The following is a 25309-nucleotide window of genomic DNA, read 5'->3' on the forward strand; positions in this document are numbered from 1 at the left end:
ATTTAGTCATAAAAAAACTGCACCTCCAACTGTTAGAGTGTGTCTAACAATTGGGGTGCAGTTCAGAATGACTCCAGGCCTGTTTTCTCTCTTTTATTTTTCTTTATTATGCTCGCCCCATTGGCACATTTCTTGGATTATAGGCCAAAGACTTTGCCCTTTTTCAGTAAGGCTATATTCGACCTTTGGTGGGATTTGTGGATATTCCTCACGATGAATTAATCCATCATTCTGCATTTCCTTTAATGTAGTACTGAGGGTTTTATAAGTAATTTTCCCTAACATGCGCTGAAGTTCATTATAGCGTACTGTACCGTTCGTTGATAAATGGTAAATGATTGATAACTTCCATTTACCACTGATAATAGAGAGAGTGTAACCAAAAAAAGGCTCCTGGCTATTGGAACTCTTCTCGTTGCTGTCAGCAAGATTGATTTTAGGTATTGTCATTATTGCACTATCCTCCTAGATAGTATATATCCTATAAGATCATACTTGTTCATGAATATATATCAACTATATAATATGCTGACATTCAAGTAAAGAAATGTTTGAATGTGAAGTGCTAAATTGCTGCAAAAAGTGGATAATGGACCCCAAATGTAGTGACAACTTTCCACGGCCACCAAGCACGGCATGCGAATGGATAACCCTGCTAAAAAATTGCCTGTGCGTGAGAAGAAATAAAAAGACAAAAGGCATTGGAAATGTTCTCGTTCCAACACCTTCTGTCGACATTTTGAGCAGACCCTTTAAAGGATCGGATTTGTTTTCTACCAGAGATTAATTTTTTAGGTAAGCTCTATTTTGTAATTAAACTAGTTATACTCTTGCAGAAAATCTGCAGTAGAAATTACATTAGCATACATACCATTAAGTGCGCTGACAAACGCATAATGAACTTGTTCTGCTGGAACAATTTTGTCCTGATAAGATAAATCTCTTGTTGCACAAGCATCTTCAATAAGAGTAGTTTCAAAGCCTAGATCCACTGCAGCTCTAACTGTTGCATCAATACACATATGTGTCATCATACCTACAACCACTAACTTGGTTATTCCTTTTTCTTTTAATTTAGACTCTAATTCGGTCTTTAAAAAGCTGTTAGGGAAATGTTTAATGATCATGCTTTCGTGTTGCAATGGTAATACTGACTCATTTAGCTTAACTCCCTCCGTATTCGGTAAAAAGAAACCTAAACTTGGATCACTTGCGATATGCTGGACATGAAAAATATTATCTTTGTTATTCTTTCTAAACCACTCAAGAACTTTAGCAGCGTTAGCGGCTGCCTTTTCAGGGTTGCTTAGTTCCATTTTTCCATTTGGAAAATAGTCATTTTGAATATCTACAATGATTAATCCTGTGCTCATTATTTCCACCTCATTAAAATTTAGTATATTAAAATGATAAATAATATCTTGATTTCTATCGATACTTTGATGAAAGACTTTTATATCAAATGATTTCATGGTGAAAGGAAGTTAGTATGGAACTCGATAACATAGATTTTCAGATTCTCAGGTTGCTATCCGATAATTCACGTATTCAATGGAAAGACTTAGGAGCACAAGTTCATATGACCGGACAAGCAGTAGGGAATCGTATTAAAAAACTTGAGGAGAGTGGTGTAATTAAAGCCTACTCTCTAATTGTAGATGAAATGAAATTAGGTCTTTCTTATACAGCGTTTGTCATCATCTATATGAAAACAGCAAATCATGATTCATTTATTGGCTTTATTAATGAGCAAATAGAGGTGACTGAAGCTCATCGAGTATCGGGAGAAGGTTGTTACCATTTAAAAATAAAGGTGAATTCTCAAGAACAATTGAATGTTCTGCTTAATAAAATTCTCGATTATGGAAATTACTCTATGTATCTATCCATACAAGACATTAAAAAACGTGCTCCGCTGACTGGCATCCTTTAATGAGGATTAATATACCTGCGAAATTGAATCGTAAAGTATAGATTGGGCTATTATAGAACCTTTTATACTATCTTATTAGATAGTATATGTCATAAAAGTGCATACTTGTTCGCAGGTATATGCAACTATATAATACATTGTAATCCAACGATAAGTGGATCCAATCTCAATAGAAATATCTCGATCTATGCAATATGAAGATAATGTTAGGAGGATAAATAAAGGATGTTATCACAACCCTATCAAGACAACGTAACCACATTACTTGAGAAAATAGAAGAAGCAGAGGCGGTTGTGGTCGGTGGCGCTGCTGGGATGTCTTCTGCCGCCGGATATAACTGGTATCGGACCGACGAACTATTTATGAAGTACTTTGGTGAATTTGCAGATAAGTATGATATCGAAAGTATTTTTTATGGGTTTTATTATCGTTTTGAGACAAGGGAAGAACGCTGGGCTTATATCGCTACTTTAATCAAGTTTGTTTATGATTCTGATGCCGGTCAGCCTTATCTTGATTTATTTCAACTGCTACAAGATAAAGACTATTTTATTGTTACAACGAATCAAGATACACAGTTCTCAAAAGTTTTTCCTAAAGAAAAAGTATCAGCGATTCAAGGAGACTGGCGTTATTTTCAATGTAGTGACTGTTGCCATGACCAAGTTTATTTGAATAAAGAGCAAGTTGAGAACATGTATCGAAATATAGAGGGAACTAGAATACCCACAGAGTTGATTCCGACATGTCCAAAATGTGGGCAGGATATGGAACCATGGGTTCGATCTCGTGTATTTTTGGAAGGAAGCTTTTTTAGAAGCGAATTATATAAGTTCCAAGCTTATCTTATGAAAAATAAATATAACAAGATTCTGTTCCTAGAATTAGGCGTAGGAATGATGACACCCATGTTTATTAAAGAGCCATTCTGGGAGATGACATATAGTTTACCTAATGCTCACTATATTACCATTAATCCTAAAGATGCTGTGGTTCCTAGAGACATAGAGAAAAAAGGACTTGCTATTAAGGAAGACATTGCTCATGTGTTACAAGAGGCTTTGATAATGAGAGGAAAAACAGGGCGAATTGTATACCAGTGAAAATACTTATGTAAAGATGACTTTTAGAGGGTCATATGAGACCAACTGTACTTTCTTTTAAGAAAGTATAAGCAATAAAGTTCATACATCTAAAAAATTCAGTCATTCTATACACTATTCAAACTAACTATTGAAATTTTTTTACTATTATGAAGATTGTTATAAGGGGAAGAAGAAAATATGCTATCACAACCATATCAAGACAATATAGAAACTTTACTGAACAAAATTGAGGAAGCAGAAATGATTATAGTTGGTGGTGCCGCCGGAATGTCTGCAGCTGCGGGATATAACTGGTATCGTGATGATGCTAATTTTCGAGCGCACTTTAACGCATTTGCTGAAGAATATGGGATCGACAGTATCTTTGGGGGCTTTTACTATAGATTCCGGACTGAAGAAGAACGCTGGGCGTATCTAGCCACTTTGATCAACTATGTTGCTGAAGCTCCAATCGGCCAGCCCTACAAGGATTTATATCAACTTCTGCAAGGCAAAGACTATTATATTATTACAACAAATCAGGACACTCAATTTTTACAAGTCTTCCCTGAAGATAAAGTCAGTGCTATTCAGGGTGACTGGACCTATATACAATGCAGTCAGCCCTGTCACGATGGTATTTATCCTTATGCAGAACAGGCAAAGGAACTTTGTGCCCACATTGAAGGGACAAGGATTCCATCCCATATGGTACCTCATTGCCCGGTGTGCGGCGGTCCTATGGAACTGTGGGTGCGTTCCTTTGTTTTTCTTGAAGGAAGAAAATATAGAAGCGAGAAGAATAAATATCGTGAAGTTATATTAAAAAGTAAAAACAAGAAAGTCCTCTTTTTGGAGTTGGGCGTCGGTCAAATGACTCCAATGTTCATCAAAGAACCTTTCTGGAACATGACTTACACTTGGCCGGATGCATACTATATTACCATCAATCCCAATGACGCATTGCTACCGAAGGAACTGGAGGGTAAGGGACTCGCCATTCATGAAGATATTGCTCGTATATTAAAAGATGCTTTAAACGAGAAAGCAAAGATAGCACAATAAGACGCAAGTAGAAAAGGAGTTCATTTCATGGAAGACAAATATAGTAGGGTTTTATCAAAAATCGACGAGGCGGACGCGATTGTTATCGGTGCTAGTAATGGCTTTTCTATTTCGGAAGGTATTCATATCTTTGCAGACAATTCAGCCTTCCAAGAGAATTTTGGAGATTTTCGTGAGAAATATGGTTTTCGCAGTATTATACACGGATGTTTTTATCCATTTCCTTCCGAAGAAGAAAAGTGGGGATTCTTCAGCCGGTTGTACGATTACTTTTTATACAAGAACGAAGCCAGTCCGGTTATGAAAACTCTTTATGAATTGGTAAAAGACAAAAACTATTTTGTAGTTACTTCTAATATCGATGATCATTTTAGACAGGCAGGAGTTCCAAAAGAGCGCCTCTTTGAAATAGAAGGAAATTGTCGGAATTTACAATGTGCGAATGGTTGTCATCAGCAAATCTATCCTGGTGATGAAATATTGAGCAAGATGGCCCGAAATCAAAAGAACGGAAAGATTCCTCAGAATCTAATTCCTACGTGTCCTGAGTGTGGTGGCCTCATGTCAGTCCATATTGAAATCGATCGTAGCTTTCTAAAAGGTGAAGCTTGGCAAACGAGTTATCAAGCCTATCAGGACTTCATTGAAAAATCTCAAGGTAAAAAATTAGTTCTGCTGGAACTAGGCGTAGGTTCAGGAAACCAATTGATTAAACTACCATTTATGAGGTTAACGCATCAAGAAGAATATGCGTCCTACATTACTTTTAATAAAGGAAGTGAACTTTATATCCCGGAGGCAATTGCTCCTAAATCAATTGGCATGGATGGCGATATTGCGGAAGTTCTGCAAAAATTAGTGCAAATGAAATCAGTTGATTTAGCTTAGTGAGACTAAGGGGAGGGAAGCAAAGATGTTTCTAACAGATATTCTGAATGATCCTGTCTGCCAACCAATCAAAAAGTCCTATGAACGTTGGTATCGAGTTATGGAAGAAACAATAGAATTTTGGCTTCCAGATAGTGAATGGCATACGAAAGCTCACTCTGCTCGTGTACTTATTCTAGCGCTTGTTATGGGACATCAAAAAGGACTGAGTGATGAAGAGATGAATGCTCTAGGGATGGCAGCCATTTTTCACGATTCTCGTCGCCTTGATGATGGGATTGATAAGGGACACGGTAGTCGTGCCGCAGCGTATTATAAAGACTATTGTCGTGAGCATAATTTACCTTATGAAGCAGTCACCTACTATATCACTTATTATCATGACCAGGATGATTCACTTGGTATGTCAGAGATTGCAAAGTCGCCTTCTTTAAGTGAGCGTGCTTTGCTACTGTATCAGATTTTCAAGGATGCTGACGCACTAGATCGATTCCGTCTAGGCGCGGATGCTTTGGATGTGAATATGCTTCGGACAGAAGAGGCATATAAATTTGTTGAATTTGCAAAATATCTCTTGCTAAAAAGCAGTAAAAATCTTACGTGAAAATATAGTTTCATATTTTAATGTACACCCGTTGATACAGCAGTTCGATCAACTGTATCAACGAGTGTTTTTGGCAATTGTTTTTTTATGAGGTAGGAGGTAAATAATATGAACAAGTATATGGATGATAGTTTCGCACTCCATACGGACTTGTATCAAATCAATATGGCTGAAGCTTATTGGGGAGACAACATTCATACCAAAAAAGCTGTATTTGAATTGTATTTTCGAAAACTACCATTTGGAAACGGTTATGCAGTCTTTGCTGGATTAGAACGAATCATAGATTATCTTCAAACGTTTCATTTTTCTGAAGAAGATTTGGATTATTTAAAAGAACTCGGCTATCAAGAAGACTACGTTAATTTTCTAAGAACGGTGCGTTTTACAGGTTCAGTTCGTGCTATGAAAGAAGGGGAAATCGTATTTGGTAATGAACCAATTCTTCGTATCGAAGCACCATTAATTGAAGCACAACTCATCGAGACGGCTTTGTTAAATATCGTTAATTATCAAACACTTATTGCTACTAAAGCTTCTCGAATCAAACAAGTCGTGGGTGATAAGCCTGTTTTAGAGTTTGGAACAAGACGCGCACATGAATTTGATGCAGCGTTATGGGGTACAAGAGTTGCTTATATTGGAGGGTTCTCTGGTACAAGTAATGTCCGAGCAGGAAAACGATTTGGTCTTCCTGTTTCAGGAACACATGCTCATTCTTTTGTTTTAGCGTATAGAGATGAGTACATCGCTTTTCATAAATACGCAAAAAGTCACAGGAATTGTGTCTTCTTAGTGGATACCTATGACACTCTAAAATCAGGTGTTCCTACAGCAATTAAAGTCGCTAAAGAACTCGGTAATAACATAAATTTTGTAGGCATTCGGTTAGATAGCGGGGACTTGGCTTACCTTTCTAAAGAAGCAAGGAAACGATTAGATCAGGCAGGATTCGTTAACACCAAAATATATGCTTCGAACGATCTCGATGAACATACCATTATGAATTTGAACGCACAAGGAGCAAAAATTGATGCCTGGGGAGTTGGTACTAAAGCTATTACTGCTTTCGATCAACCTGCCTTAGGTGCTGTGTACAAACTGGTCTCCATTGAGGATGATAATGGAAACATGAGGGATACCATCAAAATCTCTGCAAATCCCGAAAAAGTTACGACTCCAGGATTAAAAAAGATATATCGTATTATCAACAAACATACAAAAAAATCAGAAGGAGATTATATCGCCTTAGCTAGCGAACAACTAGAAAAAGAATCGAAACTTTACATGTTTCATTCTGTGCATACGTACATTGGAAAGTTCGTCACTGATTTTATGGCCAAAGACTTGCATATAGATATTTTCCACCAAGGCAAGCTTATATATGAATCTCCTTCTATTCATAAGATTCAATCCTATGTAGAACAACAACTAAACCTTTTATGGGAAGAGTACAAACGATCTTCAAATCCAGCAGAATATCCAGTGGTCTTAAGTCAGGCTTGTTGGGATAAAAAAATGAAAAACATTGAGGAAAAAAAACACACAACACGAAGGATACAGGGGGAACATGATGTCGAACGAAAATAACAAAAATCAGTATAATGTGAAGAAATATATAACTCCGGATGGTTATACTTCTGACATTGCGGTTTTCACGATTTTACATAGTAGAGACGAAGAATTTAAACCGTCTGTAATGGATATGAAATTAATGCTGATACAGAGAAGTATGACCGATAGCGAAGGATATCCTAATATTGAAGCAGGGAAGTGGGCATTACCGGGTGGATTTGTGAATCCCAACGAGACAGCATTCGAGTGTGCAAAGCGTGAGTTGAGAGAAGAGACTGGTGTAGAGAACATTCATCTTGAACACTTCGGGGTATACGATAAACCAGGGCGGGATCCGAGAGGTTGGATCATATCCAATGCACACTTCGCCATTGTGCCGGAACACAAGCTTTCGCAGCGGCAAGCAAATGATGACGCCCGAGATGTTCAGCTGGTTTCCATCAAAGAAGTCTTTAAACTAGATCTCGCATTTGATCACGCACAAATCATTAGCGATGGTATCGATGTTGTTCAGAAGACGTTGATCGAAAAGTCAATTGTTAAAGATTTTTTTGCCGACGTTTTATGAGTGATTAGCCAGCCTTATTTGGATTAAACTATTTTATTCTTACAACAAATCAAGATACGCATTTTTACAAACGTTTTCGGGGGAAGTAAATATGAACAAATCGAATAGAAATACGCGCGTTGTGGTTGGTATGTCAGGTGGCGTCGATTCTTCAGTATCTGCACTCCTCCTGAAGGAACAGGGCTACGATGTAGTGGGGATTTTCATGAAGAACTGGGACGATACAGATGAAAATGGAAACTGCACAGCTGAAGAAGATGCTGAGGATGTCCACAGAGTCTGCGCCAAGCTAGACATTCCTTATTATACGGTCAATTTTGAAAAACAATATTATAACAAAGTATTTGCTTATTTTCTTGATGAGTACAGCCGCGGTTATACCCCTAACCCCGATGTCATGTGCAATCGGGAAATCAAGTTCGGAGAGTTTTTGCAAAAAGCGCTCGATCTCAAGGCAGATTATATCGCCACTGGTCACTACGCACAAGTGGATCAGGATAATGGTAAATACCGCCTGCTGCGCGGTGCTGATACCAATAAGGATCAATCCTATTTTTTAAGTGCTCTGAACCAATACCAATTGTCTAAAGCGATGTTTCCGATCGGTCATCTGCAAAAACCACGCGTTCGTGAAATTGCACTGGAAGCAGGACTTGCGACAGCCCAGAAAAAAGACAGTACCGGTGTTTGTTTTATCGGGGAGCGTAACTTCAAGCAGTTTCTGAGCGGATATCTACCAGCTCGTCCGGGAGAGATTCGAACGCTGGATGGTGAGTTGAAAGGTAGTCATGACGGGCTCATGTATTACACGCTCGGCCAACGCCAGGGGCTTGGTATCGGTGGCTCAGGTACAGGCGAGCCGTGGTTTGTTACAGACAAGGATTTGGAGGCAAATATATTATACGTCGTTCAGGGTAACAAGCATCCTTCGTTATATTCAACCTCACTTCTTGCAGAGGAGATCAATTGGATCAGCGGAGATCTGCCAGCATCCGATTTTCATTGTACAGCCAAGTTTCGTTATCGCCAACCGGATCAAGGGGTAACTCTTTCCTTCCAAACAGATGGAAGCTGCAAGGTGATTTTTGATGTCCCACAAAAGGCGATCACACCGGGACAATCTGTTGTTTTTTACAAAGGTGAAGTTTGCCTTGGAGGAGGTGTTATCAAGACAACATTTTAGCAATGAAGGTTCATGATAAATTTGTCGTTGGAGAATACAAATTGAAAACATAGAGGGTAAACAGGAGTTGTCAATAATGGAAAGAGAAGCTTTGTTAATTGTAGATATGAGCAATGATTTTGTGGCTGATAATGGAACGTTAACTGTGGGAAAGCCAGCACAACAAGTAGTACCTTACATTAAAAAATTGGCAACAAACTTTTTAGCCGAGGGTAATGTAGTTGTAGTAACAATGGATGCACACCAACCAGATGATCCACATTTTATATCATGGACTCCACATAATATTGTAGGTACTGCGGGCCAACAATTGTACGGAGATTTATATCATTGGTTTCAACATAACAAAGATAGTGAAAATTTAATTTATATGCCTAAAACGAACTACAATGCATTTTTTAATACAGATTTAGCTGAAGCTTTAAGAAGATTAGAAGTAGAAAAGGCTCATATTGTTGGGGTATGCACAGATATTTGTGTGTTTTTAACAGCTGCAGGAGCAGACGCAGAAGGGTTTAAAACAGTAATTCATAATCGAGGTGTGGCTACCTTTACTGATCTTGGAGAAACAATGGTGAACCATATGAAACTTTGCTTTCATACTGAAGTTATTGATTAAAATATACCAGACTGCCGTGAATAATGGTTTTTGTGTATTATTAATGGGAGGGTTTACTGAATTATACATTTTACTAGAAAGGATGAAGTGTAATGGTTACCTGTCCTTGGTGCGGAGAGAAAGTTATTATAATAGGAGATGTATGTCCTGAATGTAAGACTGAGGTACTGCCAGAGCATCTGAATGCTGTAATTAACGTTGATGAGAACGATCAACCTGTGCTAACAGATGAGTCGTATGCTGATGAGTTAAGTATAGAGGATCGGATTGAAAATCGCTTTAAGTGTGCGACATGCGGAGGCAATGAGTGTGAAATTCAGGAAGTGGCGATGAGTGGAACGGGACTGAGCAAAGTGTTCGACATCGATTACAATCATTATTTATTTGTGTCTTGTATGACTTGCGGGATTGTGGTCGTATATAATCCGGATGTCCTAAGAGGGCATAAGTCAGGGGAATTTGGAACTGCGATGGATATTTTATTCGGATAAATATAGTGTGTTTCTACTGTGATAAGAATGGGGCTGAACAATATAGAGAAGATATTTAAGGCTAAGAATCCTTCGGGCCTAAGTTTGATCTTTGCGATGTCTATACTGCTTCTTACACATATATATGTTGTATTGATGATCGGAGTGGATGAGCAGCGTCTAATATTAGATTTCATTTTTTGGTCAAGGATAGTTGTAATTATCCTTAGCTTTACAGTTATTGTAATAACAATTATTAGAATGTACGCAAAGCCATTTACAATGCAAATCATGGACGATTCTCTTCAGGTGAAGAACAGAAATATTAAAGCTACTGATATTAAGGAAATCAGAGTACAAGGATATTTTAACCCGATTATTGGCATTCTCCCGAAGGGAAAGAAAATAACCCCAGTCGATCTATGTTTTCGTATCTTTTCTGAACAAGAAGACAGAGCTATGGAAGAGTTAACCGAATGGGCTAATCAACACCAGGTGAAATTATCGATCTATAAACAGATCAAAAGGTGGATCTAACGATTTTTTTCCATAAGAGTCAATGGTCTTATTCAACTGATAATGCGGTACCATTTCATACTTTGAAATGATCTTACAAAACAAGACCTTAGTCCAGTTCCAATCCTCTCCTTCAGTCGGTTTTGAAAATGTGAGAAGCCGACTAAACTTAGGGTAGATTAGTATTTTATGGCGTGGGGGAACGAGCGGAAATGACTAACTCAAATGATGTATTCATTCTATTGACAGATACAGGTACGATGTTTACGCGATTAATAAAAGGATATACAATGGCACCCTATAATCACGCTTCAATTGCATTGGACAGAGGCCTGACAGAAATATATAGTTTTGGTCGTAAACGTGCTAACAATCCGTGGTTGGCAGGCTTTGTGGAAGAAGATATATATGACGGTGTCTATCGTCACTTTCCTTTAACAAGATGTGTAGTCTTACGGCTGAAGGTTTCCAGGGAACAACGGGAAGAATTGAAACGTAAGATTCAGTTATATAAGCGGAATAAGGAAATGTATAGATATAATCTATTAGGATTGTTCTTCCTAACGATGAAAGTCAATTATGCACCTAAAAATGCTTACTTTTGTTCTCAATTCGTCGCTGAAATGTTACGGGGAATAGATGTTGAGTTGTGGAATAAGCCTGCTGCCTTGGTAACGCCTAATGATTTTCTTATTCATCCAGAGCTTGAAGTCATCTACGAAGGAATGCTCTATGATTATCCGGAGTTAAGCTCGGAGAGCAAAATGAATTTTCGAGAAAAGGTTATATAATTGATACTTGTACACTATTGGATGCAGTTTAGCATCTATACATAACAAAGACGGCTTCTGCTTGGAGATCTCCATGAGAATCCGTCTTTTATTTTTGCGGTATTATATCATTGCTTTTGTCAACACTGCAATATAGAATAGAATTAATTTTCCGAAGTGAACTATACTTAATGAAATAAATTTTCGGAAAATCGCGAGATATAATATATTTTATTCTAAAGGATGAGTAGGGAAATCATATGTCAATCAACGATAATATTTTGATTAAGATTCGGGATATGAAAGACAGCTTGACGCCCGTGGAGAAGATGCTTGCCGAATACATACTGGAGAACTTAGAAGAAATTCCACATCTTTCGATTAAGAGTTTAGCGCAGTTAACCAAGACCAGTGACGCGTCTGTGCTGCGGTTCTGTAAGACGATGGGATATACGGGTTACAGAAGCTTTATTGTTAGTATCTCTGCATCGCTTGGGTCCATGGATGAGGAGCAGAAGCACCAGTATACGGATATCCAGCCGGGAGATGATCTGAATACAATCATTTCGAATATAGCTCGTAACAATATCAAGTCCATTGAAGATACCCGAAGTGTTATCAATAAAGATGCGGTAGACCGTGCTGTGCAAGTACTGCGCCAGAGCAAACGCATTGTGTTTTTTGGTATTGGTGCTTCCGGTTTGGTAGGGATCGACGCGGAACAGAAATTTACTCGTATCAACAAAATGTGCCACGCGTATACAGATGGACATAGTCAACTTACAGCAGCTACTTTGCTTGAGAAGAACGATGTTGCCATCTTTATATCCAATTCTGGGGAAACGGTGGATATCCTTAATGCGCTTGATATTGCCAAGAAAACAGGAGCATGCATTATTGCTATAACGAAATACAATAAGAGTGAGTTAGCTGAAAAAGCGGATATCGTGTTGAGTATTTCTACACCTGAGCTGACAATTCGAAGTGGAGCTATGGGTTCCCGAATCGCGATGCTTACGGTCATTGATATCCTGTTTGCCGGCGTAGCCAGTGCAGAGTATCGAAATGTTAAAAAGTACTTGTCTAAAACGCATAATATTATATCGAGCAAACAGCGAAAATAAAGGAAAGACATCGGCGGAAATACGACTTTGCCGGTGTCTTTTTTTGTCAAAATACAAAAATAAAAAACCAGTAAAATATTTTATTATAAAATTTTATTTCAAAAACTGTTGACCGAAATGAAATTTCTCGTTAATATTCAATTAAGAAATTCAAAAAACTGGGATAGGGGGATGGCCATGGATGAGTATCTGGCGGGATTGACGACAGAAGAGATCAATGAGAAGACTCAGATGATCGACGAGTGTACAACGGAACAAATGCTGCGTCTAATGAATGAGCAGGATTCCAAGGTTCCGGGCGCTGTAGCAGCAGAAATACCGCAAATTATGAAAGCGGTTGATATTTTACATCGAGTGCTTAAAGATGGCGGCAAAATGTTTTATATAGGGGCTGGAACTTCCGGAAGATTAGGCGTGCTTGACGCTTCGGAATGTCCTCCTACTTTTGGTACTGACCCATTGCTGGTACAGGGTCATATTGCCGGAGGCGATGTGGCACTGAGACTGGCAGTTGAAGGTTATGAAGACAATGCAGAGGAGGGGATTGCACTTATTGAACGCTGCGGCGTAACCGACAAGGACGTTGTTGTAGGATTAACAGCAAGCGGAAGTGCTCAATTTGTCATAGCCGGACTGCAAAAGGCAAGGGAGATTGGAGCGGCAACCATCGGAGTCGTTAACAATAAGAACTCCAGGGTTGAACCGGTGTGCGACGTATGTATCGCGCCTGTTGTTGGACCCGAGGTGATTATGGGCTCGACTCGACTGAAAGCGGGCACAGCACAAAAGCTTGTACTGAACATGCTGACAACCTGTACGATGGTGAAGCTAGGAAAGACCTACAACAATCTGATGGTCGATCTGAAGGCAAGCAATATCAAACTATATGACCGCTCAGTTCGGATCATTCAAGCAGCTACGGGGGTCGACGCACAGACAGCTATTACTTATTTAGAAAGCGCTTCCATGAGCTGCAAGCTGGCGATTATGATGATCAAGTCCGGTTTGGACGCAGCGAAAGCGGAACAAGCGCTGAATGACAATGAAGGCAGTCTAAAAAGAGCATTCGCACAATTACAAAAGTAATTGGAAGAGAATCGTATATTCCTAGGGGAGGTTTACAAGTAATGAAAAAGAAAATGCGTGTATTAGCACCTGTTCTTGCTTTAACCCTGGCATTATCCGCTTGTGGCGGTGGAAGCGGGGGTAAGGTTGAAACGCCAAATACAGGAACGGCTGGTGGTGGCACGACAACGGACGCTAAAGATACAATTACGGCCCTTCTTCCACCTGTATCGGCAAATTTCCAAGATAGTTTCGCGCAATTGGAAAAAGACTTTAATGCCTTGTACCCGAATCTAACTTTGAAAATTGAGCCTGCCAGCTGGGAGGATATGACGCAGAAACTTGATACACAAGTGAATGCGGGCAGTCCGCCGGATATCGCATTTATCGGCTCTGGTGGTCTTTCTAAATATGTAGAGCAAGGAATGCTCATGGACATCACGGATACGGCAACAAAGGAAATGGTCGAAGACTTTGACCCAGCACCAATCGAATACATGAAGATGGGCGATAGCCTCTATGGTTTCCCTGGATATATGGAGGTTCACGCCATCGGTGGTAACAAGCAGTTCCTAGAGGAAGCCGGAATTGACTACAAAAAAGTGCAAAAAGAAGGCTGGACTTACGAACAGTTCCGCGAGGAGATCAAGAAAGGTGTTGTCAAAGAAGGCAATAACACATCCCGTTACGGATTTGTGTTTGCAACATCAGGTGTAGCTTCTAAAGACTATCTGAACATTTTGATCAAAAATGCGGGCATGCCTCATGCCTTTGATAAGGATCTGAAATATGCATACACAAGCAAGAACTTCCTGGAAGTGCTTAAAGCGATTCGTCAGATGATTGACGACGGCTCCATGCCGAAAGAGCTTAGCTCTGTAGATGCAGGTAAGCGCTGGAACATGTTCCTGACAGGCCAAACGATGATTACAGGTAAAGGCTTGGCAACATTTGAGAACTCCGCTAACAAGAACAATGAGAAGATCAAAGCTAACGACGGAAGTGCTGTTCAAGGCAGTATTCCTGTAGACTATATCGTTCTTCCGGTTCCAACGTTCCTGGGTGAGAAACAACAATCCAGCGTTGCTGTTGACGGTTACGTCACGTTCCGTGGCAAGAAAGAGCCAACACCAGAGCACAAAGCGAATGTTGTAAAAGCAGCCTACTTCCTCGCTTCTGGTAAAGTAGCAGCTACGACCAATAATGACCTGTTTGCAGCTCATATTACAAAGAGTGGCCGAGAAATAGCCAAGGATATGCCGATTGAAAGAAATCCAGATAACGTTGCTGCTGTTGAGACATTGCTGTCCCAAGCTACACCTGCACGCCCTGATATTCCAACAGATCTCGGTGCGAAAGCGATCAAGCTGGAAGATGAGGTTATGATTCCGAAACTGCAAGCGCTGATTGCTGGTGAGATTACACCTGAAGCGATGTATGACGCTGTGAAGCAAGCAGCTGTTCAAGCTTTCGGAGATGATGGAATAGTAACAGACTAAGGTTTTTATTTCGGATAGCCGTTGGTACCTCCATGCGGCTATCCGATCCATGTTTTAGAACCAAGCCGTGAAAGGAGCGCCAAAGTGATGACTCAAATTGCCAAACCAATAAAAAGGCGTCGTATCAGTCGTATTAAAGGAGACAGCGGCTATGGATATCTCTTCATCGCTGTTGCCCTCGTTGTATTTGCGATGTTTACCGCGTACCCCGTCGTAAGTGCGTTTATTATCAGTTTTCAAAAATACAAACCGCTTGGTTCAGAATACATCGGATTCGAGAACTATATTGCCACTTTCAGTGATAGTCTGTTCTGGAAATCGGTTATCAACACCGTGGTATATACGGTGCTCACCGTACCGGTCGGGTTGTTCATTTCTTTTGCCGTAGCGATTCTTATTCTCCCATTACGTAAGAAGACGCAAAGTATATTTAAAGCGATCTATTATCTGCCGGCTGTTGCATCCGGTGTAGCTCTTTCCGTGGTATGGCTATGGATATTCGATCCGATGCCGTCTGGTATTCTGAATCAGCTACTAAATGTGTTTGGCATTAGCAACAACAACTGGCTTGGCTCTAGTTCAACTGCCATGTTCTCTCTGGTGCTCATGTCTTGGTTATCGAGTCATGGTACGAGTATCATCATTTATTTGGCTGCTCTTCTAGGTATTGACGAGAGTTATTATGAGGCGGCTGAGCTTGACGGTGCATCTTTCTTGAAAAAATTATGGTACATCGTCATTCCATGTCTGAAGCCAACGACCCTATTCTTGCTCGTAACTGGCGTGATCGGCTCCTTCCAAGTGTTCCAGAACGCATACCTGATGACAGGCGGCGGTCCGGATAACGCAACAACGATGGTGGGCTTGCTCATATTCAATAACGCCTTCAAATATTTCGAGTTTGGTGAAGCTGCTGCCCAATCGTTGGTGCTTGCCTTTATCATTGCTACGATTTCATTCATTCAATTCAAATTTCTGGGCAAAGAAGTGGAGTATTAAGGAGAGGAGGGCACCGATATGGCGTTATATAACAGTCACACAGGTAAACCTGTACGGAGACAAACGCGTAATACAGTAATCATGGTTCTGTTGGTTCTATTTGCCTTGGCAACACTTTTTCCGATTTACTTTATGGTGATTTCATCCTTTGGGGATCCGGTGGAAGCGGGCGCGATGAGTTATTCCCTGTTTCCTAGCAAAATATCGTTAGATTCATATAAGTTTTTCTTCGATTATAGTGAACATTCTATACGTTGGCTGTTCAACTCACTATTCGTGGCAACAACCGTCATGATTTCCAATGTGTTTTTTGCAAGTCTTGCGGGTTATGCATTTTCTAAGATCCGATTTAAGGGCAGAGCAGTATTATTCGCTGTATTGCTCGTTTCGATGATGATTCCTTATCAAGTTACACAGGTGCCTCTTTACATCCTGATTGTTAACACGTTCCAAATTCAAAATACGTATCAAGCGATGATCTTACCGGGTCTGGTTACGGTTTATAACATATTTTTGGCTAAGCAATTTATGGGGAGTATTCCTTCCGAAGTATTGGAATGCGCGAAGATAGAAGGGTGCAATCAATTCCAGATTTATTTCAAAATTGTATTGCCATTATCCAAGACCGTCCTAGCGGTTATGGCGATTCTAACATTCATGGACAACTGGAATACATTCTTCTGGCCTTTCCTCGTTACGAACACGATGGAAATGCAGACGATCCAGGTGGGACTTAAAAACTTCAGGTTTGCGAACACAACGTATTTTGCACCCATGATGGCAGGTGCCACCATATCAGCACTTCCTATGTTCATTCTCTTCTTCAGTTTGCAAAAGTACTTCCTTGAGGGTGTAACGGTTGGTGCGGTGAAGGGCTAATTGATGGCAATCCAGCTCAATTGAATTGGATACCCACAACGATGAATACTTCGAGGAGCCACTGCGGGGTAAGCAGGCAGATATAAGCGCCAGATCCTTCGTTGTATTACAGCAGCCTGTACCGATCTGTTCGCAAGGTCACTTGGCTCATCTGATATAGATTGCATTTCTATTGTAGCTTGGCTGATCAATCTAAACTTGGCTATAAATCTGTCACATGGTGAGGGGTGAATCTGCATGATAAAAACCTGGGATCGTGTATATACCCGAGCGGTTATTGATTTGTGGAATGAAGTTGCAGTGAAGGATGGATACAAAGAACTGAATGAAGAGAGCTTTGAATCACTTTTTCAATCCAATCGTTATTTTGACCCTGAGAACACATTTGTGCTCTTGGAATCGAATCAGGTCAAAGGTTTTGCTTGTGGCTGCACGGGAGATGATCTCCCTCTCGGTGATGCTGCAGGATATATGACTTGCATTGTACTTACACAACAATATCAAACAGATGAATACTACAAGCTGTTGCTGGAATCGATAGAGAATCGGTTTCGACAATTGGGCAAAACGCAGTCCGACGTGCTGTTCTTCAATCCGATGATGCTTCCTTGGTATATTCCGGAAACGCCAAAGCATGAACATAACAATGCACCGGGTGTACCCATTGATAGTTCGTTGTATGAATTTCTGATTCGTGAAGGTTACAAAGAACGTGCGCGAGAACACGCAATGTATTTGAACTTGTCCGCTTATATCACACCCGAACAGATGAAGGCCAAAGAAAAGTCTGCGGCAGAGCAAGGTTATCACGTTGAATTATATGACCCGGTTATGCATCACGGCGTGGCTGAAATGCTAGAGCGACTGGGTAATCCGTTATGGCAGAAGGAAATTGGGGAGTCTACGGAAAAAGGGATACCGGTCGTTGTTGCAGCGCTTCATGGCAAAGCCGTTGGCTTCGCTGGACCAGTCATTCGTCAGGATAATGGTAGGGGGTATTTCGCTGGCATAGGTGTTCATCCGGATCATGAAGGCCACGGGCTTGGCAGTATTCTATTCTTTAAACTGTGTGAGGCTTTTAAAGAGATCGGAACCGATTATATGTCACTCTATACGGGGAGCACGAATCCAGCAATTCGAATTTATGAGAGAGCGGGATTTCATACTGTGAGACAATTTTCAGTCATGCGAAGGGAGTTATCACGATGAGTGATCAGAGCGTAACTGTTCTTGCCATTGGCGGACATGTGGGTGATGCCGAGCTAACAGCTGGCGGTGTACTCGCCCATCATGCCTTAAAAGGAGATCGTATTGTTACATTAGCCTTAACGGCAGGAGAACGGGGCGTTCCCGCTGGACAAGATATGGCTGAATACCGGAAGCAAAAAGTGCGTGAAGCGAATGCTTTTGCCGAAATGCTCGGCGGAGAAGCTATTGTATTCGGTACACCGGATGGCGAGCTGAAGGATGACGAAGAGAACCGCTGGGCCGTATGCGATGTGATTCGCAGGGTTCGTCCGAATGTCATTATCACTCACTGGAAGAACAGTATGCACAAAGACCATATGACAACACATCGTATTGTCAATGACGCCAGATTTTATGCAGGTCTGCCATCATTCGAGCGAGAGCTTCCCGCATTTTTTGCTTCTCGTCTTTATTATGCTGAGAACTGGGAGGATGCGGTTGACTATAAGCCTTATGTCTATGTCGACTTCTCCAAGGAGGCCTACGATCTGTGGATTAAGGCGGTGTCACAGCATTGGTTCGTAACAGGAAGCAAATCCTTTCCTTATCTGGAGTACTACAAGCATCTGGCACGAGTGCGCGGTATTGAAGCGAGAAAAGAGTATGCTGAAACATTCATGATTCCAGAAGAGAGCAAGCGTGTTCTGAAAAGCGAGCTTTAGCTTCGTTAAGTGACTGTAACAAGGGCCTTGTTACAGTCATTTTTATAGATGACTTACGATTAGGGAGGTTGCTATGGTTCGTAATGGGATTGATCGCATACTAGAGGATGCACATCTGTTTAGAGGGAAACGGCTAGGTCTGATTACATCACCTACCGGTTTGAACCAAAATTTCGTATCCACGATTCAAATTTTGCACGAGCATTTTAATCTAGTGGCGTTATTCTCACCCGAACACGGTGTACGGGGGGATCTGGGTGCTGGGACAATGGTCGACACTTACTTGGATCCGATTACAAATGTTCCGGTTTACAGCTTATATCGTAAAGACTCTAAACGGTTTACATCTGAAATGCTGGATGAAGTGGATATGATCGTTTATGACATACAGGACGTTGGAGCTAGATATTATACGTTTATTTATACGATGCTCTATGCCTTGGAAGATTGCGCGAAAGCGGGTAAGGAATTTGTGGTGCTGGATCGGATTAATCCGCTGGATGGGGTTACGGTAGAGGGCAATATTTTGAAAGAAGGATATAAATCATTCATCGGTAATTATCCATTGACTGTTCGCTATGGGTTGACGGCAGGTGAAGTGGCACAGATGGCCAATGAACAGATGAATTGGAATGGAAAGCTGCATATTGTACAGTGTGATGGATGGGATCGGAATATGCTGCTTACGGATACGGGGCGGCCGTGGATCATGCCTTCCATGGGACTTCCCCGGTTTGATTCGGCGCTGCTCTATCCAGGAACCTGTTTATTCGAGGGAACGAATCTTTCGGAAGGAAGAGGAACGACTGCACCTTTTGAAATGATTGGAGCCCCATTCATCAAGGCTGAAAAGCTAGCTGACGAGATGAACGGACATCGACTTCCAGGCGTCATGTTTCGTCCCGCCTATTTCAAACCTACATTCTCCAAGTTCCAAGGCGAGTTATGTCACGGTGTTCAACTTCATATTACAGATCAGAGAGCGATCCGACCTTTAGATACGGGTGTATCATTAATGTATACGATTAAGCGAAATTATGAGGAGTTTTCATTCCTGCCGCCACTCCGGGAGGGATCCAGGCCATTTATTGACCTGCTTGGAGGGGATAAGATGTACCGCGATGAAGGTGTGGATGTGCCGAAGTTGTTGGAGCAGTTCCGTGAAGAGAGCCGAGAGTTCGCACGTATGAAGCAAGAGTTTCACTTATATTAGAAGATAAAAAAATAGGGCTGGCTGAAAGTCATTCGGACGATCAGCCAGCCCTATTAGCTATGTAAGTTAAAAAGGATTATGTTCAGCGCCATGTCCGAGTGGAGAAATCTGAGGTTGTGTTGGGGAGGACGGAAGTACGACAATGCTGATGAAAGTCAAAATCAATACAGCAGAAACGATGAATTTTTTCATTTATATCACCACCTTTCCTTCTCCCATGATCTTAGCAATATGATCTTTAAAAGTATCCAGTTGCCTCTGAGTCGCGTAATCGCGAATAGATTCAAAACACACAACGGCGTATTTATATAATCTATCATTGGCTGCTAGATGCGAGGAGAACATGAGCTGAAGCGTATAGTCTATAGCTACGATATGGTCGGAATGATCGATTTTGTATTTAATGATTTGCATTAAAAAGGATTGGTAGTAAGCGGTATGTATGATGTCCTGAGGAGAGTGAGAGATTGATTGAATGATCTCTTGAGAGAATGTGTCGATAATATAGTTAATATTGTATTGATAGGTGTTGGCTGCTTTTAGAATGGAGATCGTGCCAGGCAGAATTTCATTTCGGTTATTCGTTAGAAACTCCACATAAGCGTCTAAGATAGTAAAATCACCGGAGAGAAGAAGAACCTCAAAACGGTTGGGTTCAGAAATGAATTGATAATAGTTTACTTCCTTCAATCCTTCTTCGCTAAGGTTATCAAACCAGTATAGATTGGAATATTCATCAATACATTGTAAAGCGGAGTCATAATTACCAAGCTCTTTATAGGCTAGACCCTTCATCAACAAACTGTATCCGTAATAATAGACCAAAGGTCTTTCTGTATTGATTCGTATAGACATGTTAGCTCGATTCTCATACAGATGGTTTGCCCTTATGAAGAGCTTATCGGATAAATCTATTAACTGATCCCATAGCTCAAGCGAATAAGTGAGCTTTAACATTTTCACGGCACTATCTAATGTAACGGTATCGATTGCGATTTCATCCATCTGGGTCACTTCCCTATATTTTACATATTAGTAGTATAATGAATATTTTTTCAACGGTCAATTGTTTGGGAAAGAATATATAGTAGAAAGATAATAAGGATCGAGAACGTTTTATTGGAAAATAATTGATGTAATCGATGATACATAGGAATAAAATATGTAATAGATACCCGTTGAAGAAGAACATATATAGAAGGAGGGAATGCGAATGTCGAAAAGACCTTTACATGAGGATTATCCAGAACACTTTCATACGTATGTAAAGTTGGTACCAGATGGAGCTATTAACGACATTCTAGTAGAACAACAGAAGATTACGGAGGAACTGATCAATACGATCACGGATACTCAGGCGAACAGTCGCTATGCTCCGGGGAAATGGAGTCTAAAGGAAGTATTCGGGCATATCATCGATACGGAGCGGATTATGAGTTACCGACTCTTGCGAATCGCCAGAGGAGATCAAACACCACTTGCGGGATTCGAAGAAAATTCATACGTGAACCATGCTCATTATGATCAACGTTCCATGTCAGATCTTCTTGAAGAATATAAGTCAGTGAGACACGCTAGCATAACTTTGGTGAACGGATTAGCTGAGGAAGCTTGGGACAGAAGAGGAATCGTTAACGAGAATCCAATGACTGCTTGTGCTCTGGCATATGTGCTCACGGGGCATGCACTCCATCATCTGAATATAATGAAGGAAAGATATTTGGCATAGAAGAGGAATTGAAGCAGAGAAAGACACTTACCATCGTGGTAGTGTCTTTTTTTGCGTATCCATTATTAAACGGTTGGGGGGTTACAGTGACTTTAAAAAGATAGGAAGGGAGGCAATCATGAGCAGGACACCACCTAACTTAAACAAGAAGTAATGAAAATCGTTCGGTTCATCATCCTGCCATGAATAGCGTGGAGTAATTTTATACAAGAAGTCCTGAAATTTCACGTACTTAAACTGGCACCATCCAAAAATAAGTAGAAATACTGCCGCCCAGTAAATGGGGGCAACCCCTTGTTTCTCGTGATATTCAGTATAAGCTGCTTCGACTAACGAACTGGGGTAGTATAGTTCAACTTTTTCTCCTTCTTCTGCATTGTTTATGATTTCTGTACCATCACTTGCATAAGCGTGAACGGATACGAAATCGACTATCTCATCATTCTCGTCATAACTGAGCAGCATTCCAGAATGATCTTTTACCGTATACTGTTTCCCATCTGGATAACTTACATTGTAGGTGGGGGGGTAGATGTCTTCTGTACTGTTTATCAAGTATTCTTCGCCATCAATGAGTACGGTTCGGTTATGCCCGCTGATTGCTACTTCTATAGAGGGTCCTTTGCTGGATTGATACAGAATGCGATTAGGTTGTTCGTTCGCAATTTTATATTTGTGGGTGTTTACATAGAAGACGGATACAGAGAAGTATGTAATGGCGAAGGTGATCAGCACAATACTGATGATGAGCATGACAGCTAGGGTGAAGATTGACGATAGCTTTAGTTGTTTGGAACTAAGGCGTTGTTTAATCATGCGAGGAACTCTCCTTTTGGGAAGTGGTGATTCTTATACATTGTACGTGGGGATTGGTGGATGGTTGCGGTAAGATTTTACATGTGTGGGGGAGTGTTGAGATCTAGAATAATTGATAAAGATTTGGATGGAATTACTGGTTTTTTTTGTATATCTAGGAATATAGGATTGTGTTATGATAGGTAAATAGAACCAATTTTGTTTGAATCCGAAGATTGATGCATATAACGTTACCATGAATAGCAATACAGAACAAATTAAAAAATTATCAACATTTGAAGATTAAACAATGTTAGGAGTTGAATAAATGACATTTAGACCGAGGGTTTGTGCAGCAATAATAAGGAACAATAAGATTCTTATGGTTTTTCATGACCATGGCGATAGAAGTTTTTGGACTCTACCTGGCGGTGCTGTAGAAGAAGGAGAAACTTTCGAAGAAGCGGTTGTACGGGAAGTGAATGAAGAAGTAAAACTAAACTGTAATGTAATCCGATTACTGTTTGAAGATTCGTATGAATATGGTCCGAACCACTGCTATTTGGTAGAAGTGAATAACGAAGAAGAAGCAGAACTTGGAGAAGATCCTGAACTACAAGAAGATAAACAAGTTTTAAAGGGTATTGGTTGGTTTGCTTTTGAAGAGAAAAAGAACGATATACAAATATGCAAGGTTATTAAAAATCTATATAAAGAGGAAGTAATTTTGTATAGCTACGAAGATAGGCGCGTCTGATAACAATGTGTTTATGCATCAGTGGGCAATCTGCTCGGTCCCGGAAGATAAGTTGAAGAGGTGATTGCCGGGACACATTAGCACCGACTAACCGCAACGCGGCCGTTCACTACGTTCGCTTAAGTCGGTGGGGGACGTCTTGAACACGGTAACGTTATAGGAAATCAGCCCAAAATAAAAAGAAGTTGATTCCTTGCCTATGCAGGCGCCTTTCCTGTTAAGATAAAGATTATTCTTTGAAGAATGTAGTATATAAACTCATAGGAGATCATTGAAAATCTTAAACTATTATAGGTAATGAAATGCTAATATTAATTCAAATAGCGGCAGGAAGAATTACTAAATAACTAAATTACCGTATTCTAGACCCACCGCTAATCGTGGGTTTACTTAAAAATCGCTATTTCTCGATTTTTCCTGTACCGTTGCATTTGGGGCACATGACGTATCCTACTTTCAACATTGCTTCATAGTAAGTAAACTGACCACCGTCAAAAAGCTTGTCAGCTTCTACTTCCTTATCTGGATCAACAACTTTTCCATTAAAACAATTATTGCATTCCTTACTCATTTACAAACCCTCTTTCTAACTTATTTTATAATTATCACAACAATACAATTATTCCTTTTATATGTTTAATCGTCAACTATGTAGATTGGGAAGATGATAGCAAGATAGATAATGATAGCGTTAGTGTTTTAAGGAAGGCATTGACATCCTATAACATTATATTCACGCATCGGGCATACGTCCTCGGTCCTGCAGAGGGATTTCGAAGAGGCGTAGCAGCCCGACACACTTAGCATTCGCTGGACGTCGTGAATATAGATGCGTTATAGGAAATTGATTTAACTCGAAGGAGAAAAATATGACGAAAAATAATCTAATAATTAAAGATATTAAAGAATCTATTAGTAGAAATACTGAAGAAATAAAAGAGCTTAAGAAAAGTAGAAAACCTAAATTGCTAAGACCAGAAATAAAAACTAGTAAATCTACAATATCAATTCGTAAAGCTTATATAAGTCCTGAATTCACAAATAAAACGGTACTTACTGATTCTACGTGGAGGTATGTCGAGATACTTCTCAAAAGCAAAAGTAATAAAGAAGCATTAAATTATTGGAAACAAGCAGAAAACTTCTTTTTAGCTACTCAAAATTTGGATATTATATCTAAACCTCTAACATCATATTATTGCTTATTGAATGCTACAAAAACTTTACTAACATTTAAAAACATAAAATTTGGAATGAAACATGGTGTTTCAGGTAAGAGAATTCCTGGAAGAACACATATTCAAAATGAGTTGATTTCATTAAAACCAAGAGGTGTTTTATCAGGTTTAATAGATTATTTTGAAGAACTAAAACCACAGAATAATGAGACATATAACTTGAAAGATATTTTATATAACCTTGAATATATACATAGAGCCTATTTAATGACATTTTCAAATCAATCAGAGTTATTTATTCCAGTAGACGAAATTAGATTTGTACATGATAAACATCGTAAAGAAGGTTGGTTAGAGGTAACATTAGAATCGCAGTATTCTAATCAGGGCACAATGAAGAAAATAACAGGTTTTAGTAAAGATAGGTATTATGATAATAATGATATTTATATTATTAGAAGAAATAAGACATTTTATTGGGAAGCATCGCATAATGCTCCAAATGCCAAAAGTCTTAGTAGCTTCAAAAAGTATTATCTTAATAATAGAAAAAAGTTTAGATATATTTATAGTCCAAATAAACTTTGGTACATAAAAAGGAGCAATTTAACAAATGGAATAATTGATAGAAATACACTTGTGCTTACTTTTGCTGCAATGCACAGATTAAGTGAGATGTCGAGATACGATCCTAATGCACTTGAAAAACACTTGTCCAGTGGTTCAGGTTGGTTACTCACTGAATTTATTACAAAATCATCAGTACAATTTATAGATATGATATCATCTGAAATTACAGGAGATGACTTTAGAGTTACAGGCTTTAGATCCTAGTAGTAATCAACTTCCTATAACATTGTATTCACGCGCTGGATCCCGAGCGA

Annotated in this window: 30 protein-coding genes; 23 read left to right on the forward strand and 7 right to left on the reverse strand. The window is 39.9% G+C overall.

Going from position 1 to position 25309, the window contains the following annotated elements; all coding sequences use genetic code 11:
• Positions 1 to 93 precede the first annotated feature (93 nt).
• Entirely contained in the window at positions 94 to 435 is a 342-nt protein-coding gene (locus ACFQV5_RS13455; RefSeq protein ID WP_379248264.1) for a winged helix-turn-helix transcriptional regulator, read from the reverse strand.
• A gap of 383 nt (positions 436 to 818) precedes the next feature.
• Positions 819 to 1373 carry a cysteine hydrolase family protein gene (locus ACFQV5_RS13460; RefSeq protein ID WP_379248265.1) on the reverse strand — a complete coding sequence of 185 codons (555 nt, stop codon included), beginning with the start codon at positions 1371 to 1373 and terminating at the stop codon, positions 819 to 821.
• Between the two features lie 116 nt (positions 1374 to 1489).
• On the opposite strand from ACFQV5_RS13460, the gene ACFQV5_RS13465 reads away from it, so the two are divergent.
• From ACFQV5_RS13465 to ACFQV5_RS13545, 17 genes are all read left to right on the forward strand, one after another.
• Positions 1490 to 1933, forward strand: a complete 444-nt coding sequence (locus ACFQV5_RS13465) for an Lrp/AsnC family transcriptional regulator (RefSeq protein WP_379247596.1) — start codon at positions 1490 to 1492, stop codon at positions 1931 to 1933.
• Positions 1934 to 2158: 225 nt separating this feature from the next.
• Positions 2159 to 3037: an SIR2 family NAD-dependent protein deacylase gene (locus ACFQV5_RS13470; RefSeq protein ID WP_379247598.1), complete on the forward strand. Its 879-nt coding sequence runs from the start codon at positions 2159 to 2161 to the stop codon at positions 3035 to 3037.
• A 180-nt stretch (positions 3038 to 3217) separates the two neighbouring features.
• Positions 3218 to 4084 (forward strand): SIR2 family NAD-dependent protein deacylase, encoded by an 867-nt coding sequence (locus tag ACFQV5_RS13475; protein ID WP_379247600.1) that lies wholly within the window; start codon positions 3218 to 3220, stop codon positions 4082 to 4084.
• Between the two features lie 27 nt (positions 4085 to 4111).
• Complete coding sequence (locus ACFQV5_RS13480) at positions 4112 to 4972, forward strand: Sir2 family NAD-dependent protein deacetylase (protein ID WP_379247602.1); 861 nt, start codon at positions 4112 to 4114, stop codon at positions 4970 to 4972.
• A gap of 25 nt (positions 4973 to 4997) precedes the next feature.
• Positions 4998 to 5576 carry a hypothetical protein gene (locus tag ACFQV5_RS13485; protein WP_379247604.1) on the forward strand — a complete coding sequence of 193 codons (579 nt, stop codon included), beginning with the start codon at positions 4998 to 5000 and terminating at the stop codon, positions 5574 to 5576.
• A gap of 108 nt (positions 5577 to 5684) precedes the next feature.
• Complete coding sequence (locus ACFQV5_RS13490) at positions 5685 to 7166, forward strand: nicotinate phosphoribosyltransferase (RefSeq protein WP_379247606.1); 1482 nt, start codon at positions 5685 to 5687, stop codon at positions 7164 to 7166.
• Entirely contained in the window at positions 7147 to 7719 is a 573-nt protein-coding gene (locus ACFQV5_RS13495; protein ID WP_379247608.1) for an NUDIX domain-containing protein, read from the forward strand. The genes ACFQV5_RS13490 and ACFQV5_RS13495 overlap by 20 nt, the downstream gene beginning before the upstream one ends.
• 91 nt (positions 7720 to 7810) lie before the next feature.
• Positions 7811 to 8902: a tRNA 2-thiouridine(34) synthase MnmA gene (gene mnmA / locus ACFQV5_RS13500; RefSeq protein WP_379247610.1), complete on the forward strand. Its 1092-nt coding sequence runs from the start codon at positions 7811 to 7813 to the stop codon at positions 8900 to 8902.
• 76 nt (positions 8903 to 8978) lie between these two features.
• Entirely contained in the window at positions 8979 to 9521 is a 543-nt protein-coding gene (locus tag ACFQV5_RS13505) for a cysteine hydrolase family protein (RefSeq protein ID WP_379247612.1), read from the forward strand.
• A gap of 92 nt (positions 9522 to 9613) precedes the next feature.
• Entirely contained in the window at positions 9614 to 10012 is a 399-nt protein-coding gene (locus ACFQV5_RS13510) for a zinc ribbon domain-containing protein (RefSeq protein WP_379247614.1), read from the forward strand.
• Positions 10013 to 10030: 18 nt separating this feature from the next.
• Positions 10031 to 10528, forward strand: a complete 498-nt coding sequence (locus ACFQV5_RS13515; protein WP_379247616.1) for a hypothetical protein — start codon at positions 10031 to 10033, stop codon at positions 10526 to 10528.
• 191 nt (positions 10529 to 10719) lie between these two features.
• Positions 10720 to 11298 (forward strand): hypothetical protein, encoded by a 579-nt coding sequence (locus ACFQV5_RS13520; protein WP_379247618.1) that lies wholly within the window; start codon positions 10720 to 10722, stop codon positions 11296 to 11298.
• A gap of 239 nt (positions 11299 to 11537) precedes the next feature.
• A complete protein-coding gene (locus ACFQV5_RS13525) occupies positions 11538 to 12401 on the forward strand; it encodes a MurR/RpiR family transcriptional regulator (protein WP_379247620.1) in 864 nt (287 codons plus the stop codon).
• Positions 12402 to 12578: 177 nt separating this feature from the next.
• A complete protein-coding gene (gene murQ, locus ACFQV5_RS13530) occupies positions 12579 to 13487 on the forward strand; it encodes an N-acetylmuramic acid 6-phosphate etherase (RefSeq protein WP_379247622.1) in 909 nt (302 codons plus the stop codon).
• A gap of 41 nt (positions 13488 to 13528) precedes the next feature.
• Positions 13529 to 14965 (forward strand): ABC transporter substrate-binding protein, encoded by a 1437-nt coding sequence (locus ACFQV5_RS13535; protein WP_379247624.1) that lies wholly within the window; start codon positions 13529 to 13531, stop codon positions 14963 to 14965.
• Positions 14966 to 15052: 87 nt separating this feature from the next.
• A complete protein-coding gene (locus tag ACFQV5_RS13540) occupies positions 15053 to 15964 on the forward strand; it encodes a carbohydrate ABC transporter permease (protein ID WP_379247626.1) in 912 nt (303 codons plus the stop codon).
• 18 nt (positions 15965 to 15982) lie between these two features.
• Positions 15983 to 16843 carry a carbohydrate ABC transporter permease gene (locus ACFQV5_RS13545; protein ID WP_379247628.1) on the forward strand — a complete coding sequence of 287 codons (861 nt, stop codon included), beginning with the start codon at positions 15983 to 15985 and terminating at the stop codon, positions 16841 to 16843.
• On the opposite strand, the gene ACFQV5_RS13550 is transcribed toward ACFQV5_RS13545, so the two are convergent.
• Positions 16840 to 17082 carry a hypothetical protein gene (locus tag ACFQV5_RS13550; protein WP_379247630.1) on the reverse strand — a complete coding sequence of 81 codons (243 nt, stop codon included), beginning with the start codon at positions 17080 to 17082 and terminating at the stop codon, positions 16840 to 16842. The two genes, ACFQV5_RS13545 and ACFQV5_RS13550, sit on opposite strands and share 4 nt — an antisense overlap.
• On the opposite strand from ACFQV5_RS13550, the gene ACFQV5_RS13555 reads away from it, so the two are divergent.
• From ACFQV5_RS13555 to ACFQV5_RS13565, 3 genes are all read left to right on the forward strand, one after another.
• A complete protein-coding gene (locus ACFQV5_RS13555) occupies positions 17081 to 18052 on the forward strand; it encodes a GNAT family N-acetyltransferase (RefSeq protein WP_379247632.1) in 972 nt (323 codons plus the stop codon). The genes ACFQV5_RS13550 and ACFQV5_RS13555 overlap by 2 nt on opposite strands.
• A complete protein-coding gene (locus ACFQV5_RS13560; protein WP_379247634.1) occupies positions 18049 to 18753 on the forward strand; it encodes a PIG-L deacetylase family protein in 705 nt (234 codons plus the stop codon). The genes ACFQV5_RS13555 and ACFQV5_RS13560 overlap by 4 nt, the downstream gene beginning before the upstream one ends.
• A gap of 73 nt (positions 18754 to 18826) precedes the next feature.
• Positions 18827 to 19966: an exo-beta-N-acetylmuramidase NamZ family protein gene (locus ACFQV5_RS13565; protein WP_379247636.1), complete on the forward strand. Its 1140-nt coding sequence runs from the start codon at positions 18827 to 18829 to the stop codon at positions 19964 to 19966.
• A gap of 66 nt (positions 19967 to 20032) precedes the next feature.
• Here ACFQV5_RS13565 and ACFQV5_RS13570 read toward each other — a convergent pair whose 3' ends face one another.
• On the reverse strand, positions 20033 to 20158 hold the full coding sequence (locus ACFQV5_RS13570; RefSeq protein WP_379247638.1) for a hypothetical protein: 126 nt from the start codon (positions 20156 to 20158) through the stop codon (positions 20033 to 20035).
• Positions 20159 to 20971 (reverse strand): hypothetical protein, encoded by an 813-nt coding sequence (locus ACFQV5_RS13575; RefSeq protein ID WP_379247640.1) that lies wholly within the window; start codon positions 20969 to 20971, stop codon positions 20159 to 20161.
• Positions 20972 to 21179: 208 nt separating this feature from the next.
• On the opposite strand from ACFQV5_RS13575, the gene ACFQV5_RS13580 reads away from it, so the two are divergent.
• Positions 21180 to 21695, forward strand: a complete 516-nt coding sequence (locus ACFQV5_RS13580; protein WP_379247642.1) for a DinB family protein — start codon at positions 21180 to 21182, stop codon at positions 21693 to 21695.
• Positions 21696 to 21776: 81 nt separating this feature from the next.
• On the opposite strand, the gene ACFQV5_RS13585 is transcribed toward ACFQV5_RS13580, so the two are convergent.
• A complete protein-coding gene (locus ACFQV5_RS13585) occupies positions 21777 to 22511 on the reverse strand; it encodes a DUF6199 family natural product biosynthesis protein (RefSeq protein WP_379247644.1) in 735 nt (244 codons plus the stop codon).
• Positions 22512 to 22818: 307 nt separating this feature from the next.
• On the opposite strand from ACFQV5_RS13585, the gene ACFQV5_RS13590 reads away from it, so the two are divergent.
• Entirely contained in the window at positions 22819 to 23247 is a 429-nt protein-coding gene (locus ACFQV5_RS13590; RefSeq protein WP_379247646.1) for an NUDIX domain-containing protein, read from the forward strand.
• Positions 23248 to 23647: 400 nt separating this feature from the next.
• On the opposite strand, the gene ACFQV5_RS13595 is transcribed toward ACFQV5_RS13590, so the two are convergent.
• On the reverse strand, positions 23648 to 23818 hold the full coding sequence (locus tag ACFQV5_RS13595; RefSeq protein WP_379247648.1) for a hypothetical protein: 171 nt from the start codon (positions 23816 to 23818) through the stop codon (positions 23648 to 23650).
• Between the two features lie 298 nt (positions 23819 to 24116).
• On the opposite strand from ACFQV5_RS13595, the gene ACFQV5_RS13600 reads away from it, so the two are divergent.
• Complete coding sequence (locus ACFQV5_RS13600) at positions 24117 to 25259, forward strand: YaaC family protein (RefSeq protein ID WP_379247650.1); 1143 nt, start codon at positions 24117 to 24119, stop codon at positions 25257 to 25259.
• The last annotated feature ends 50 nt before the right edge of the window (positions 25260 to 25309 follow it).

Origin of the sequence: Paenibacillus sp. GCM10028914 (assembly GCF_042666275.1) — a bacterium.
Taxonomy (GTDB): Bacteria; Bacillota; Bacilli; order Paenibacillales; family Paenibacillaceae; genus Paenibacillus_AQ.

Bases quoted from the DNA above. Each gene is read 5' to 3' on its own strand.
- ACFQV5_RS13600 (WP_379247650.1), top strand. From the start codon at position 24,117: ATGACGAAAAATAATCTAATAATTAAAGATATTAAAGAATCTATTAGT.
- ACFQV5_RS13465 (WP_379247596.1), top strand. From the start codon at position 1,490: ATGGAACTCGATAACATAGATTTTCAGATTCTCAGGTTGCTATCCGAT.
- ACFQV5_RS13480 (WP_379247602.1), top strand. From the start codon at position 4,112: ATGGAAGACAAATATAGTAGGGTTTTATCAAAAATCGACGAGGCGGAC.
- ACFQV5_RS13490 (WP_379247606.1), top strand. From the start codon at position 5,685: ATGAACAAGTATATGGATGATAGTTTCGCACTCCATACGGACTTGTAT.
- ACFQV5_RS13575 (WP_379247640.1), bottom strand. From the start codon at position 20,971: ATGGATGAAATCGCAATCGATACCGTTACATTAGATAGTGCCGTGAAA.
- ACFQV5_RS13495 (WP_379247608.1), top strand. From the start codon at position 7,147: ATGATGTCGAACGAAAATAACAAAAATCAGTATAATGTGAAGAAATAT.
- ACFQV5_RS13595 (WP_379247648.1), bottom strand. From the start codon at position 23,818: ATGAGTAAGGAATGCAATAATTGTTTTAATGGAAAAGTTGTTGATCCA.
- ACFQV5_RS13545 (WP_379247628.1), top strand. From the start codon at position 15,983: ATGGCGTTATATAACAGTCACACAGGTAAACCTGTACGGAGACAAACG.
- mnmA (WP_379247610.1), top strand. From the start codon at position 7,811: ATGAACAAATCGAATAGAAATACGCGCGTTGTGGTTGGTATGTCAGGT.
- ACFQV5_RS13525 (WP_379247620.1), top strand. From the start codon at position 11,538: ATGTCAATCAACGATAATATTTTGATTAAGATTCGGGATATGAAAGAC.
- ACFQV5_RS13550 (WP_379247630.1), bottom strand. From the start codon at position 17,082: ATGCAGATTCACCCCTCACCATGTGACAGATTTATAGCCAAGTTTAGA.
- ACFQV5_RS13510 (WP_379247614.1), top strand. From the start codon at position 9,614: ATGGTTACCTGTCCTTGGTGCGGAGAGAAAGTTATTATAATAGGAGAT.
- ACFQV5_RS13585 (WP_379247644.1), bottom strand. From the start codon at position 22,511: ATGATTAAACAACGCCTTAGTTCCAAACAACTAAAGCTATCGTCAATC.
- ACFQV5_RS13460 (WP_379248265.1), bottom strand. From the start codon at position 1,373: ATGAGCACAGGATTAATCATTGTAGATATTCAAAATGACTATTTTCCA.
- ACFQV5_RS13475 (WP_379247600.1), top strand. From the start codon at position 3,218: ATGCTATCACAACCATATCAAGACAATATAGAAACTTTACTGAACAAA.
- ACFQV5_RS13560 (WP_379247634.1), top strand. From the start codon at position 18,049: ATGAGTGATCAGAGCGTAACTGTTCTTGCCATTGGCGGACATGTGGGT.
- ACFQV5_RS13555 (WP_379247632.1), top strand. From the start codon at position 17,081: ATGATAAAAACCTGGGATCGTGTATATACCCGAGCGGTTATTGATTTG.
- ACFQV5_RS13580 (WP_379247642.1), top strand. From the start codon at position 21,180: ATGTCGAAAAGACCTTTACATGAGGATTATCCAGAACACTTTCATACG.
- ACFQV5_RS13570 (WP_379247638.1), bottom strand. From the start codon at position 20,158: ATGAAAAAATTCATCGTTTCTGCTGTATTGATTTTGACTTTCATCAGC.
- ACFQV5_RS13470 (WP_379247598.1), top strand. From the start codon at position 2,159: ATGTTATCACAACCCTATCAAGACAACGTAACCACATTACTTGAGAAA.
- ACFQV5_RS13565 (WP_379247636.1), top strand. From the start codon at position 18,827: ATGGTTCGTAATGGGATTGATCGCATACTAGAGGATGCACATCTGTTT.
- ACFQV5_RS13520 (WP_379247618.1), top strand. From the start codon at position 10,720: ATGACTAACTCAAATGATGTATTCATTCTATTGACAGATACAGGTACG.
- ACFQV5_RS13535 (WP_379247624.1), top strand. From the start codon at position 13,529: ATGAAAAAGAAAATGCGTGTATTAGCACCTGTTCTTGCTTTAACCCTG.
- ACFQV5_RS13590 (WP_379247646.1), top strand. From the start codon at position 22,819: ATGACATTTAGACCGAGGGTTTGTGCAGCAATAATAAGGAACAATAAG.
- ACFQV5_RS13540 (WP_379247626.1), top strand. From the start codon at position 15,053: ATGACTCAAATTGCCAAACCAATAAAAAGGCGTCGTATCAGTCGTATT.
- murQ (WP_379247622.1), top strand. From the start codon at position 12,579: ATGGATGAGTATCTGGCGGGATTGACGACAGAAGAGATCAATGAGAAG.
- ACFQV5_RS13485 (WP_379247604.1), top strand. From the start codon at position 4,998: ATGTTTCTAACAGATATTCTGAATGATCCTGTCTGCCAACCAATCAAA.
- ACFQV5_RS13505 (WP_379247612.1), top strand. From the start codon at position 8,979: ATGGAAAGAGAAGCTTTGTTAATTGTAGATATGAGCAATGATTTTGTG.